Raw genomic sequence first — 13127 nt, 5'->3', positions numbered from 1 at the left:
GCTGTTTAGTCGGGGTCTGGGGCCGTCGGGGCGCCCGCCTCGCGCGCGACGAAAGCGATGCGCGCGTGCGCGCCGCGTCCAACACGTGAGGCGGTGCCTCCGGGCAGGTCGATGGGCCCCTGGCCGCGCCACGCGACCACGAGGTCGTCGAGGGCGTCCACGTGGGCACTGGACAACGCGCGAACTCCGGCGACGTGGGCGGCCTCACGCAGCGCCCGGGTACGCACCGCTCGGGGGGCACCCCGCAGGGCGGACACCGCCAGAGACGGGTGTCCCGTCTCGGAGTCGTGTTCCTCCCCCGGCATCGCAGGGGCCGCGAGCGCGCTCGCCCACTGGGACAGGGCGTCGTCGTCGGCCGCACACAGGGCGGCCGTGCGGGCCAGCGCGGGAACCGGGTCCACTCCCAGAGCCGAGGCCAGGGCGGGGATCGCAGCGTGGCGCAGCGCCGAGCGGCGCAGGGGGCTGCCGTCCGCGGCGCGCCACGGCCCGTCGATGTCGTTGGTCGGGTCCTCAAGCGGGGCGAGGCCCGCCTGGGCGCACGCCTGCTCCGTGTCCGTTCGCCGCAGCCCGAGGAGTGGGCGCAGCCACGTCACCCCGTCATCGTCGCGCGAGACGGGAGCGATGGCCCGCAGGGACGAGGGGCCGGAGCCGCGCGCGAGGCGCAGGAGGACCGTTTCAGCCTGGTCGTCCATCGTGTGGCCGAGGAGGATCGGGGCGCCCTCACGCTGGGCGACCGCTCGCAGGGCGGCTCGGCGGGCGTCGCGGGCTGATCCTTCGGGGCCTCCCGGGCCCTCCACCGACACGGTCTCAACAACGGCACGCGCCCCCAGGGATTCCGCTCGATCAGCGACGCGGCGAGCCTCCTCACCGCTGCCCGCGCGCAGCCCATGATCAACGGTCACCGTCACAACAGGGATTCCCGCGCGCGCCGCCACGTCAATCGTCGTCAACGCCAGCGCCAGCGAATCCGCGCCCCCCGACAGGCCAACGACGAGAGCGGGAGGCGCCCCGGCCTCGTCGATGAAGGAAGTCAGAGAAGCGCGCACCGCCAGGGAGCAGTCGCGCAGGGAGCCGCGCGGGTTCGCACCCACGAGGCGGGAGGCCTCAGCGCACACGCGCCAGCCACGCTGCCGGCTCCGCGTACTCGCGGGCGCTCGGCAGGGCCTCGACGCTGGACAGAAGCTGCGCGATCGCGCCCTCGCGCACGACGGTGCGCGCAAATCCTTCGGTCTGCGCCTGCAGGGCCTCGACCCCGGCCAGGGGCATTCCGGCGGCCGCGCACGCGCGCACCAGGCCGACGCCCCCGGCGTGCGCGCGGTGGGTGCGCAGCCACTGGATCGAGGGCAGGTCACGGGGCGTGAGGACCTCCATCTCCGCGGTGGGCAGGGCGTCCAGGAGCAGGACGATGCGCACGAGTTCGTCGCTGCGTTCGGGCAGCGAGCGCATCAGGTCGGCGATGTAGGGGACGAGGTGGGGGGCGTGGGTGAGGTGGACGCCGCGCAGACCCGTGCACAGGGAGACCCAGCGGCACCAGTCGGTCTGGTCCAAGGCGTAGCGCTGCGCGTCGGCGAGCACGTTAGGGGCCACGAGGATCCGGCGGCCGGAGCGCACGTCCCAGATGCCCGTCGCGTCCTTGGCCAGGGCGCGCAGGATGACGGCCTCGGCGGCCAGAACCTTGGGTGTGCGCGCGTCTTCGAAGCTCTCCAGGAGCGATCCGACCGAACGGATCAGGCCGCGGCGGTCAACGACGAGGGTCGGGGAGCCGGCCACCTTCTCGGAGGCCTCGGGCAGGGTGGACAGCTCGGCGAGCCGACGATCCGACCAGGCGACCGAGCGGCGCAGGCGCGCCACGACGGCGGAGGCACCCACGCGAGAGGCCGAGGGCCCCGCGTAGGACAACGAAGCGAGAACTCCCGCGACGTTGCGCGGGCCAAACGGCATATCCATGGCCTCAGTCTAGCCCGGCGAGGCCCTCCTCGAAGGCGTCGAGGTGGCCGCGCGTGGCGTAGGCACCCTCGGTGACGTTATCGTGACCGATCGACACAAGGAGGACGCGCCCGCTCTTCGTCATGACGGACCCGGACAGGGAGGTGACCTCCTGGAGGGCGCCCGTCTTCGCCTGCACGTTTCCGGCCGCAGGCTCCTCGGTCATGCGCTTCGAGAGCGTGCCCACCAGGCCCGCCCACGGCAGGAGGCGCATCGTGTTCGCCTCGGTGCCCGTGCCCTCGTACGAGGCCTTGAGGACGCCGACGAGAGTATTCGCGCTGATCTTGTCGTTGCTGGACAGGCCCGAGCAGTCCTCGAGGGTCAGGCCCTCCGTGGGCACACCGGCCTCGGTCAGGGTCTTGCGCACCGTCTCGGTCGCGCCCTCATAGGTCGAGGGGGCTCCCGCCGCGCGCGCGGCGAAACGGCAGTACTGGTCGGCGAGGGTGTTATCCGAGTGGGCGAGCATCCAGCGCAGCTGCTCCCCCATCGTCGCCGAGCTCACCTGGGCCACGGCTCCCGCTCCCGCGGGCGGATCTCCGGCCTCGCCGAGGGTCGCGGAGATCCCCTCCGCGCCGAGGGCCTGCGAGAAGACCTCGGCGACGCGTCCCGGCGCGTCCGAGTAGAAAGCGTTGGCACCCTCGTAGGTGCGTCCGGCATCGATCGCCATGGGGCCGACGTGACCCTCGTAGGAGCCGACTTCCTGCGCGTCCCAGGAGGACAGGTGCGAGGCACCCTCGAAGAGAGTGCCGCGCCAATTCAGGGTCACGGAGGTGATACCGCGCTGCGCCAGGGCCGCGGCCGTGTCCTTCGCGAGGGTCTGCAGGCCCGCGCGGCCCGAGACCTCGACCTCGTCGGAGGTGCCAATCCCCAGGAGCAGGTCGCCCTCCGAATCCAGGTAGAGGGTCTGGTTATCAGCGCCCAGGAGCGCGCTGGTCGTCAGCGTCGCCGTCGGATCCAGGTGGTGCAGCGCGGAGAAAGCCGCGAGGGTCTTCGTCGTCGAGGCGGGCGTGTGAGGGGTGGCGGCAGACGCGTCCAGGAGGACCTCGCCGGTCTGCGCATCCAGGACCGTGCCCCACGCCGTGTAGCCGCCCTCAGCCGCGGCTGCCGCGACCGGTGCCCACAGCGCCTGGACGTCCTCGGCGGAAACCGGGTTCCCGCCGCCCTTCGCGTCGCCGGAAATCGCTGCGGGTTCAAGCGTCGAGGCCGTGGGAGCGTCCGCCGGAGTGGCCGTTTGCGGCGAACAACCGGCACCCACCAGCGCCGCCGTCGCCACGAGTGCGGCGCTAGCGCTTACAATGGCCCCCATAGACGTGCGATGCATGGATTTCCCTTCGTGGTTACTTCGGTACCTACAGTACCCGTCCATGCGCCGACACAACCAACCGGACCCCCGAGTTTCGGGGCTAATGAGGAAGGCGCGGCCATGGAATTTGACGTGACCATCGAGATCCCCAAGGGGAACCGAAACAAGTACGAGATCGACCACGTGACGGGCCGTATCCGCCTGGACCGCATGCTCTTCACCTCCACTCGTTACCCCGATGACTACGGATTCATCGACGACACCCTGGGCGAGGACGGCGACCCGCTGGACGCCCTGGTCCTCCTCGAAGAGCCCACCTTCCCCGGCTGCGTGATCCGCTGCCGCGCGCTCGGCATGTTCCGCATGCGCGACGAAAAGGGCGGCGACGACAAGGTCCTGTGCGTTCCCGCCTCGGACCAGCGCGCCTCCTGGCGTACCGAGATCGACGACGTGTCGGAGTTCCACCGCCTGGAAATCCAGCACTTCTTCGAGGTCTACAAGGACCTCGAGCCCGGCAAGAGCGTCGAGGGCGCCCACTGGGTGGGTCGCGAAGAGGCCGAGGCCGAGATTCGCCGCTCCTACGAGCGCCTGAAGGAGCACGAGGGCGAGCACTGAGCTGACTGCTTGCGAGGGGCCGCGCGGACTTACGTCTGCGCGGCCCCACCGCATACGCAGGACGATCACTCAGAGCTCATTGCACACCCACGCTCCCCGGCCTCGAGCATGGCGGCCCGTGCGCGAGGCCGCTGCGTTTATGCGCACTACTTCTTACTACTTCTTCCACGCGTCGACGATGATGCCCGTGCGGTCGTAGATGCTGATCCCGATCTGCGTGCCGGGGGTCTGGCAGGCCTCGACGATCGTGTTGTAGAGGGGCGTGCCCTTCTCGGCGTGGCGATCGAGCTCGTATTGGCGCAGGTCGTAGGCGCGCACGACCCCTTCGCTTTCAGTCAGCTCGATGTGCACGAAGGGGCCATCGTCGCGCTCCTCGGGATTCATGGCGGTGCACGTGACGCCCTCGCGGGTCACCGGACCGTCGCGCCAGTCGAGGGCAACCTGACCACACATACCCCACGCGACCAGACCAACCAGTCCGAGCACCACGAGCGAGGCCACAACCCCCAGGAACATGGTGCCGGGATGAGCTTCCGTCGCGTGCTTGCCGCTGCGCATCGGCTTGATCCTGCGAATCAGGTCGAGGATGAAACGACCGAACGCCGCCCGGACGATGGGGAGGAACGCGAGGACTGCGATGGCCGCAATGATCACTCGCGCCTGGCTCAACTGGAATGCCCACCGCGTCCAGTTATCCCTCGTCAGAATCCCAATGAGAGACCAAGCCGGAAACACCACAAAGGAGAGGAGTGCCAGGGTGCGCGCGAACGCAGGGAACGGCTTGACGACCTGTGGGACAGTGGAGGTGGCACCGATCTGGTGGGTGTTCGTGTCGGCGGTGGGGGCACTCATGCCGTTCATGCTAACCACATGACTCCACAAGCGCGCTCGCGGGTTCCCCGTCGGGGCAGGTCGGCACACGAGGAACGAGGCCGGGGCAGGTCAGCACATCCACGCAGGCCACCCCCGGGCACCCCACAGACCAGAGCCGCACACAAAGGCCGAGGGCCGCGCAGACACACAGTCTGCGCGGCCCCGGATCGTCAAGCAACGTTGCGGCTCAGAGCCTCACGGCGTAGGGCATGATCGAGCCCCAGCTGTAGATGCCGGTGATGCGCACGGGCACGCCGAAGGTGGGGGCCTCGATCATCTGGCCGCCGCCCAGGTAGATGGCGACGTGGTAGATGCCGGACTGGGTGCCGTTGGAGGACCAGAAGATCAGGTCGCCGGCCTCCATGGAGCCGATCGGCACGTGCGTGCCGTAGCTGTACTGAGCGCGGGAGAGGTGCGGCAGGTCGACGCCGGCGCTCTCCCAGGCGAGCATGGTCAGGCCGGAGCAGTCCACGCCGCCGTAGGATTCGCCGCCCCACACGTAGGGCACGCCGAGGTAGCTCTTCGCGGTCGCAATGGCCGTGTCAGCGCCGCCACCCGAGTAGGAGGGCGCCGAGTACGAGGGCTCCTCGTAGGAGTAGGAGGGCGCGGAGTAGGAGGGTGCCGAGTACGAGGAGTCATCGTCATCGTCGTAGGAGGACGAGGCCTGGGCGGCAGTATCGGCGGCGGCCTGGCGTTCGGCGGCTGCGGCAGCATCGGCCTGACGCTGGGCTTCAGCAGCGGCGGCTGCCTGCTCGGCGGCGACGCGCGCGGCTTCCTGACGCTCGGCTTCGAGGGCGGCCTCACGCTGGTTGATGAGGTCGACGGTCGTGTTCTGCTTGGTGGCCAGTTCCTGCACGTAGGCGCCACGCTGGGCGGCGACGATCGCGGCCTCGTTCTGGGCGGCGGTCGCGGCCTGGTTGGCGGCGTCGGTGCGCCTCTGAACCTCGTCCGTGGCAGCCTTCTGGTTGGCGAGCGCGGTGTTCGCGGCGTCGCGGGTCACCTTGGCGACCTGCTCGAGTGCAGTAACGTTCTGCATCTTCGCCTCGGCAGAGGAGGAGAAGGAGCTGATGCCAGCCTGCTTGGTCTCGACGCTACGCAGTCCGTCGGAGTCGAGGTAGGGGGCGAGCGCGTCGAGCGTGCCACCACCGTTACGGTAGGCAGCCTGTGCGACGGAGGCGATCTGCTGCTTGCCTTCCTCGAAGGCAGCCTCGGCGGCGTCCGCGTCAGCCGACGCCTGATTGGCGGTTGCGGTCGCCTCTTGCAGCGCAATGGTCGCTTCGTTGAGGTCTTCGCCCGCAATCTGCGCGTTCTGCATCGCGGTTGCGGCGCTGGCGTTGACTTCGGCGAGCTTGACCTCGATCTGGGCGACGCTCATCTTCGCAGCCTCTTCGGCAGCCTGGGCGGCAGCGATCTCCTCCTCAGAGGGGGCAGCTTGCGCCATCTGGGGCAGCACGAGGAGGGCACAGGCGGCGATAGCCGTCAGGCCCATGCGAATGGTTCCGCGTCGTCTCATCGTTGTCTCATCTCGTCCAATTAGGTGCGCCGGAGCGCGCGTACTGGGAAAGAGCCTATCCACTTTCGTCACGCTTGGCAACAAACACACCAGAAAACTCAACTTTCACACATGCAACAATCGCAACATTTGCAACATCAGCACCATGATTACCGCGCAAATACCTGCGCTTTCATAACATTTTCAACCACCACTGCGAGCCTCCTCACACACCCCGGCACCACGCCCCACCTGTCACAAAAGTCCACCATCCGGGACCCCTCAGCCCCGGCCTCGTCGATGACAAACAATTGAGGGCATGAACCGTCGAATGTGCCGCTGACTGCGCGTCAGCACAAGCGACTGCCGCGCAGTCCCCCGACAGCGGGACGCGCCTCGACGCATGTTCACTTCACCGCATCCGCGGCCCGCCGGAGGGGAATCAGAGACGAACCACCCCTCACCTAAGGAGCCGCACAATGACCGCCAACGACTGGTCCTTCGAAACCAAGCAGATTCACGCCGGATACAACCTCGACCCCGCCACCGGCGCGACCGCACTGCCCATCTACCAGACCTCCTCCTACGCCTTTGAAGACACCGCGCAGGCAGCGAGCCGCTTCGCCCTGCAGGAGCTGGGCCCCATCTACACGCGCCTGACCAACCCGACGACCGACGGCGTCGCCGCCCGCATCGCGGCCCTCGAGGGCGGCGTCGGCGGCCTCCTCGTTTCCTCCGGTCAGTCCGCGACCGCCCTGTCGATCCTCGCCCTGGCCGTCGCCGGCAACAACGTGGTCGCCTCCCCCTCCCTGTACGGCGGCAGCGTCACCCTCCTGAAGAACACGCTGGGACGCCTGGGCATCGAGACCCGCTTCGTCGCGGACCCCCTCGACCCCGAGGCCTGGCGCGCGCTCGCCGACGACAAGACGGTCGCCTTCTACGGCGAGACCATCCCCAACCCGCAGGGAGACATCCTCGACATCGAGCCGATCGCAACGGTCGCCCACGAGGTCGGCGTGCCCCTCATCGTCGACAACACGGTCGCCACCCCCTACCTGGTCCGCCCGATCGAGTGGGGCGCCGACATCGTCGTCCACTCGGCCACCAAGTACCTGGGCGGACACGGAACCTCGATCGCGGGCGCGATCGTCGACTCGGGCAACTTCGACTTCGCCTCCCAGCCCGAGCGCTTCCCCCTGTACAACACGCCGGATGAGTCCTACCACGGCCTCGTCTACGCCCGCGACCTGGGCGTGGGCGGCGCGCTGGGCGCGAACCTGGCGTTCCTGCTGCGCATCCAGACGCTCATCAACCGCGACCTGGGCGCCGTCACCTCCCCCTTCAACGCGTTCCTGATTTCGCAGGGCATCGAGACACTGTCCCTGCGCATCGAGCGCCACGTGTCCAACGCGCTGGCGGTCGCCCGCTTCCTCGAGGCACACCCGGACGTCGAGTCCGTCAACTACGCGGGCCTGGAGTCCTCCCCCTACTACGAGCTGGGCAAGAAGTACGCGCCGCTGGGCACGGGTGGCCTTCTCTCCTTCGTCATCAAGGGCGGGTACGAGGCCGGCAGGGCTTTCGCGGATGGCGTGCAGCTCCTGCCCGTGGTCGCCAACATCGGCGACGCGAAGTCCCTCGTCATCCACCCGGCCTCGACGACGCACTCGCAGCTGACCGAGGAGGAGCTGGTCAAGGCCGGCGTCGCGCCCGGCACTGTGCGCCTGTCGATCGGCCTGGAGAACATCAAGGACATCCTCGCCGACCTGGAGCTCGGCTTCGACGCGGCCCGCGCGGCCACGGCCTAACAGACCCGTCGGCGGCCTCGGGGATACACACACTCCTGAGGCTCCGAGGCCGCCGCTGCTCCCCCCAGTCTCCCGCGACAGCGAAGCGCCCCTGCGAAAGAAGGACATCATGAGCCGTCACAACCTGCCCCCCGCACCCACGTCCGGCGCGTGGCGCGAGGGCGACCCGGTCGCCTTCCGCAAGTTCGCGAACCTGGGCGCTCAGCGCCTGGAGAACGGCGAGATCCTGCCCTCCGTGACGCTCGCCTACGAGACGTGGGGCGAGCTGGACGAGGCCTCGTCCAACGCGGTCCTCATCCTGCACGCCCTCACCGGCGACGCGCACGTGTGCGGCGAGGCAGCGCCCGGCCAGCCGACCCCCGGCTGGTGGGAGCAGATCGTGGGCCCGGGGCGCATCATCGACACGGACCGCTACTTCGTGGTGGCCGCGAACGTGCTGGGCGGCTGTCAGGGCTCCACGGGCCCGGCGTCGCTCGCTCCCGACGGGGCGCCGTGGGGATCGCGTTTCCCCGTGATCTCCACGCGCGACCAGGTCTACGCCGAGTCCCGCCTGGCCGACCTGCTCGGCATTGACGAGTGGAGCATCGTCGTGGGCGCGTCGCTGGGCGGACAGCGCGCGATCGAGTGGGCGGTCAGCTACCCGGAGCGTGTGCGCCGACTCGTGGTCGTGGCCTCGGGCGCGCAGACGACCGCCGACCAGGCGGCGTGGACGCACACTCAGATCCGCGCGATCGAGCTGGATCCGGCGTGGCGCGGCGGCGACTACTACGCGGGCCCCGGCCCCACCGCCGGGCTCGCGCTCGCCCGCCAGATCGCGCACACGACCTACCGCTCCCCCTCGGAGCTGGACGAGCGCTTCGGCCGCATCCCGCAGAACGACGAGGATCCGCTGCACGGCGGACGCCTGGCGGTGGAGTCCTACCTGGACTATCACGGCGAGAAGATCGTACGCCGCTTCGACGCGGGTTCCTACGTGACGCTGTGCCGCACGATGCTGTCCCACGACGTGGGCCGCGACCGCGGCGGCGTCGTCGAGGCCCTCAAGGCGGTCACCGCGCGCACGCTCGTCGTCGCGGTCGACTCGGATCGTCTGTTCTTCCCCGAGCAGGTCTGGCAGATGGCCGCCGGAATTTCGGGCGCGTTCTACCGCGAGATCCACTCCGATCACGGTCACGACGGCTTCCTCATCGAGCACGACCAGCTGACCGCTCTCCTCGACGAGTTCCTCAACGAGCGCATCCCCTCGCGCGCGTCCTCCTTCGCCTGATCGGCACCCATTCTCCGCGAGGCTACCCCGGTTCCTCCTCCTCATCAACGAGGCCGGGGTGGCCTCGCGCGTTATGCTGACCCCATGAGCGTTACCAGCAATCCCACGCCCGGAGACGAGCTGATCCCGGACACGAGCGGTCTGCCCGACCTGTCCGGGGTGGACACTCCGGCCTCGTCCCCCGAGGGGATCCCCGAGCGCGACGTCATGGCACCGTGGGGCGAGGACGGTCCTCCTGGCGACCAGTGGCGCGCCGACATCCTCGGCGACGGGTATGAGTCGCGCACAATCGAGCTGCTCGACGACGCGGAGGGGCCCTGCGTGGCGACCCTGGTGCGCGCGACCCCGCCCAAGAGTGCCCGCATGACGGTCCTGTACCTGCACGGGCGCAACGACTATTTCTTCCAGACGGAGATGGCGCAGCAGCTGGTTGACGCGGGCGCGGCGTTCTATGCGCTGGACATGCGCAAGTACGGGCGTTCGCTGCGTCCCCACCAGACGATCGGCTACGCCGACGACCTGTCCGTGTACGACGAGGAGATCGGCGAGGCCATCGAGATCATCCGTTCCGAGCGCGAGGACGAGCCGATCGTCCTCATGGGCCACTCGACGGGCGGCCTGATCGCGACCCTGTGGGCGCACCGCCACCCGGGCGTCCTGGCTGGCCTGATCCTGAACTCGGGCTGGCTGGAGATGCAGTCGATGGCCGCCTGGCGCGGGGCGATGGCCCCCGTCATCGGGCGCATCGCATCGCGCAACCCCATGTGGGAGGTGCCCTCGGGCGGGACCGGCCACTACGGTCGCTCGCTCGCGGGGCGCGCCTCCTCGGAGCTGCCGATCCCCGAGAACCTGTCGGCGGATGACCCGTCGGTCGCGGGCTGGCCGATCATCCAGGAGTGGAAGCGCCCCGAGTCCTACCCGGTTCCCGCCTCGTGGCTCGAGGCGATCATGGCCGGGCACGACACGATCGAGAAGCGCGTGCACCTGGACTGTCCGGTCCTGTCGATGGTGTCCACGTCGGCCTATTTCGAGGAGGAGTGGTGCGAGCGCGTCTTCACGTCCGACACCGTCCTGGATCCGACGGTTATCGCCGAGCGGAGCTTGGGCCTCTCGGACCTGGTGACGATTGCCCGTTTCCCCGGCAAGCACGATCTGGTCCTGTCGGACGCCCCCGTGCGCGAGGCCGTGTACGCGACGATGCGCGGCTGGCTGGACGCTTTCGTGCACTGAGCGTCGGGTAGCGAGGAGGCCCGGGATCGCGTGATCCCGGGCCTCTCTGCGTAAGTGTGCGTCGCGTTGTGTGGACGCCCGCCGCGGTCGCGTCAGTGCTTGGCGGAGTGGTTTGCGCGCGGGGCCTGCGCGTACTCGCGCACGATCTCGCGGTTGATCTCGTCGAGGGCTTCGGCCAGGGTCGGGCCCAGGCGGTCGCCGATGCGCACCTGACCCCAGGCGTCGATATGGCCAAGGCCGCGCGCGGTGAGCAGGGTGTCCAGCGACGGGTAGGTGAGGCCCGCGCCCGAGATGGCGCCGCTCGCGGCGAGCACCAGGTCTGCGGGCAGGCCCAGTTCACTGCGGGCAACGAGGGGCGTGTCCTGGCCGAGAATCTCCGCAAGGGTGCGCAGTCCGGCCTCGTCGCGGCCGAGGACCGGCAGGCCCTCCGCGCGTGCCTGTGCAACCTCGGGGGATTCTTCGGAGCGATCCACGGACGAGGCCGTGGCCGCGTCGGTTGCACCGCCGTCGTTGAGTTCGCTCGACTCCTCGCGGGCGCGGCGCGTGGCGCGGCGGCTCATGTGGGCGGGGCGTTCCCAGCGAGGCTTGTCTTCCTCGGGGGTCGGCTGCTCGTCGGCCTGGGGTTCGTCGACCTGCTGATCGTCCGCCTGCTGCTCCGTGGCCGGCTCGGGGGCTTCCTCGGGGCGAGGCTCGTCGGCGGAAGCATCGGCATCATCGTGAGAATCAACATCGGGCTCATCGGCCGCGTCGTCGGCGTTCTCATCCGCGGCCTCATGCTCCTGAGCCTCAGCGGCATCCTCGGAGTCGTCGCCGTCTTCGACATCGTCGGAGCGCTCAGGCTCGACAACGTTCTCACGCTCGACATCCTCACCGTGGACGGCAGGCTCGGCGTGCTCGGCGGTTTCACTGACGAGCTGCTCGTTGGCCGGCTGGGCCTCGTCCTGGGAGGCATCCTGGGCCTCGTCGGCGGCCGCGTGGTTGTCGGCGGCGTGCAGCTCATCGGCCAGCTCGGCCTCGGCATCCTCGAACTCGTCGGCATCATCCGCGCGGTCCTGAGACTCGGATTCGGGCTGCTCCTCGCCCAGCTCCGCCTCGTCGCGCGGGGCCTCCACGGCCTCGTCGGACGGCTGCTCGTCGACAGACTCTTCCGTGACAGGCTCTTCGGCGGCGGGCTTCCAGGGGGCCGGGGGCTCCTCGTCGATCGGGTAGGTGAAGACCTCGCGCAGGTGCGGGGCGACCTTCGGCGTGGGACGCGTCGTGGGGGTCTCGGAGTCCTCCTCGTTCGAGGCCTCGGTGCCCTCCGCAGGAGGCGCGGGGATCGCGGACTCTGCGGGCGTACTTTCCTCGAAGGGAGCAGCCTGCTCGGTCGCGGCGGCCAGCTCGGGCGCTGCCGCGGCGGAGGCGAGGAGCTGCGGGGCGTGGCCGTACAGGCGCGGACCAACCGCGTTCACGTCCAGGAAGAGGCGGCCGTTGGACATCTGGCGCAGGTTCATGAGGTGCACCTCGACGCCGGAGGTCGCCAGCACGGACAGGGCGGGGCGCACGGAGGGGTCGATGTCGCCCGCGACCATGATCAGGCGGGGGCCCGGGCCGACGGCCGGGGGCATCGAATCGCGGAACTGCGCCCAACCGGCGCGGAAGCCCTCGGGGCCGGACGGGTACTCGGCGGCGAGGTCCGACCAGGAGATCGAGGCGACCTCGGCCAGTCGAGACAGGGAAGTAATGAGGGTTTCGGAGTCGAGTTCTTTGAGGATTTCGACGGAGACGATCTGGCCGGTCACGTCGAGAGCCGTCAGGCGAGGCGTCTCCTCGTCGTCCTGGCCGGTCATGTCGCGCCAGGTCACGGGGAAAAGCGGACGCGAGACGATCTGCAGGACCTGCTGGCAGATAGCGTCAACGAGGTCGGGTCCCAGGTCTTGGGCGACCGGGTATCCGAATTGAGCGGGTACGAGGTGACCATCCTCGAACTCAAACAGGGCCATCGCTCTTTCCTTCACGTGTATGGGGCGCTCGTGGCCATTGTTTCATACGTTCCAAAAGAAACACGGATGACACAGGCACATTGCGGTAGATACCACGTAATTATCAGGTGATATTACGGGCGTCGACGAGCCATCTCAGCCGCGGAATCCGCCGCACCCACAGTCTTTCAAAACGGTAGAATAGTTCGCTAGTACGACACGATGCCGTCACGACGAACAGGACAACGATGCCCGACCTCAACATTATCCAGGGCGACCTCGAGAACTTCTCTCACAAACTACGCGACCTGTCCACCAAGGTTGGCGGCTTCATCGCCACCCCCTCCAAACTGTGCAAGGTTGCCTCGGCCATGGATGGCGGCTCCTCCTACAAGCAGGCACAGTACGCAGGGGAGCACATGGAGGAGCAGCTGTCGGCACTGAGGACCTCATTCGTAACCCTGGCCGACAACGTGGAGGCCGCGGCCAACCAGTTCAAGGCGACCGAAGAGATCAACCAGCAGGCGATCCAGCAAGTCCGGGCCAGCATTCCAGAACCCTGCCCACCCAAGGGCCCCTCGAAGGGAGAATGAGA

11 protein-coding genes are annotated in these 13127 nt (G+C 68.9%); 5 read left to right on the top strand and 6 right to left on the bottom strand.

The features are described from left to right. Window positions 1-5 precede the first annotated feature (5 nt). The 3 genes from tilS to dacB are packed head-to-tail and all read right to left on the bottom strand — an operon-like array spanning window position 6 to window position 3307. Window positions 6-1115, bottom strand: a complete 1110-nt coding sequence (tilS, locus tag FBF35_RS01570; protein WP_060566286.1) for a tRNA lysidine(34) synthetase TilS — start codon at window positions 1113-1115, stop codon at window positions 6-8. Continuing rightward, complete coding sequence (locus tag FBF35_RS01565) at window positions 1105-1947, bottom strand: hypothetical protein (protein ID WP_060566285.1); 843 nt, start codon at window positions 1945-1947, stop codon at window positions 1105-1107. The genes tilS and FBF35_RS01565 overlap by 11 nt, the downstream gene beginning before the upstream one ends. A 4-nt stretch (window positions 1948-1951) precedes the next feature. Then, a complete protein-coding gene (dacB, locus tag FBF35_RS01560) occupies window positions 1952-3307 on the bottom strand; it encodes a D-alanyl-D-alanine carboxypeptidase/D-alanyl-D-alanine-endopeptidase (protein WP_060566284.1) in 1356 nt (451 codons plus the stop codon). Between the two features lie 102 nt (window positions 3308-3409). On the opposite strand from dacB, the gene FBF35_RS01555 reads away from it, so the two are divergent. Then, window positions 3410-3904 carry an inorganic diphosphatase gene (locus FBF35_RS01555; protein WP_003792014.1) on the top strand — a complete coding sequence of 165 codons (495 nt, stop codon included), beginning with the start codon at window positions 3410-3412 and terminating at the stop codon, window positions 3902-3904. Window positions 3905-4060: 156 nt separating this feature from the next. Here FBF35_RS01555 and FBF35_RS01550 read toward each other — a convergent pair whose 3' ends face one another. Both FBF35_RS01550 and FBF35_RS01545 read right to left on the bottom strand, forming a co-directional pair. Further along, entirely contained in the window at window positions 4061-4756 is a 696-nt protein-coding gene (locus tag FBF35_RS01550) for a hypothetical protein (RefSeq protein WP_241772534.1), read from the bottom strand. A gap of 208 nt (window positions 4757-4964) precedes the next feature. Then, complete coding sequence (locus tag FBF35_RS01545) at window positions 4965-6290, bottom strand: NlpC/P60 family protein (RefSeq protein ID WP_060566282.1); 1326 nt, start codon at window positions 6288-6290, stop codon at window positions 4965-4967. A 458-nt stretch (window positions 6291-6748) separates the two neighbouring features. Between FBF35_RS01545 and FBF35_RS01540 the strand changes: the two genes are divergently transcribed. The 3 genes from FBF35_RS01540 (at window position 6749) to FBF35_RS01530 (ending at window position 10571) form a co-directional block, all read left to right on the top strand. Beyond that, complete coding sequence (locus tag FBF35_RS01540; protein WP_060566281.1) at window positions 6749-8074, top strand: O-acetylhomoserine aminocarboxypropyltransferase/cysteine synthase family protein; 1326 nt, start codon at window positions 6749-6751, stop codon at window positions 8072-8074. A 109-nt stretch (window positions 8075-8183) separates the two neighbouring features. Beyond that, window positions 8184-9341 (top strand): homoserine O-acetyltransferase, encoded by a 1158-nt coding sequence (locus tag FBF35_RS01535; protein WP_060566280.1) that lies wholly within the window; start codon window positions 8184-8186, stop codon window positions 9339-9341. 84 nt (window positions 9342-9425) lie between these two features. Then, window positions 9426-10571, top strand: coding sequence for an alpha/beta hydrolase (locus FBF35_RS01530; protein WP_060566279.1), 1146 nt, complete (start codon window positions 9426-9428; stop codon window positions 10569-10571). Between the two features lie 92 nt (window positions 10572-10663). Here FBF35_RS01530 and FBF35_RS01525 read toward each other — a convergent pair whose 3' ends face one another. Continuing rightward, complete coding sequence (locus tag FBF35_RS01525) at window positions 10664-12553, bottom strand: hypothetical protein (RefSeq protein ID WP_060566278.1); 1890 nt, start codon at window positions 12551-12553, stop codon at window positions 10664-10666. Between the two features lie 227 nt (window positions 12554-12780). Between FBF35_RS01525 and FBF35_RS01515 the strand changes: the two genes are divergently transcribed. Beyond that, the gene (locus tag FBF35_RS01515; RefSeq protein ID WP_060566277.1) at window positions 12781-13125 is read left to right on the top strand and encodes a hypothetical protein; all 345 of its coding nucleotides are present in this window, start codon (window positions 12781-12783) and stop codon (window positions 13123-13125) included. Window positions 13126-13127 lie beyond the last annotated feature (2 nt).

Origin of the sequence: Schaalia odontolytica (assembly GCF_005696695.1) — a bacterium.
Taxonomy (GTDB): domain Bacteria; phylum Actinomycetota; class Actinomycetes; order Actinomycetales; family Actinomycetaceae; genus Pauljensenia; species Pauljensenia odontolytica_C.
Note: the sequence above shows the minus strand (reverse complement) of the source record. Positions and strands in the feature narration are given on the sequence as shown.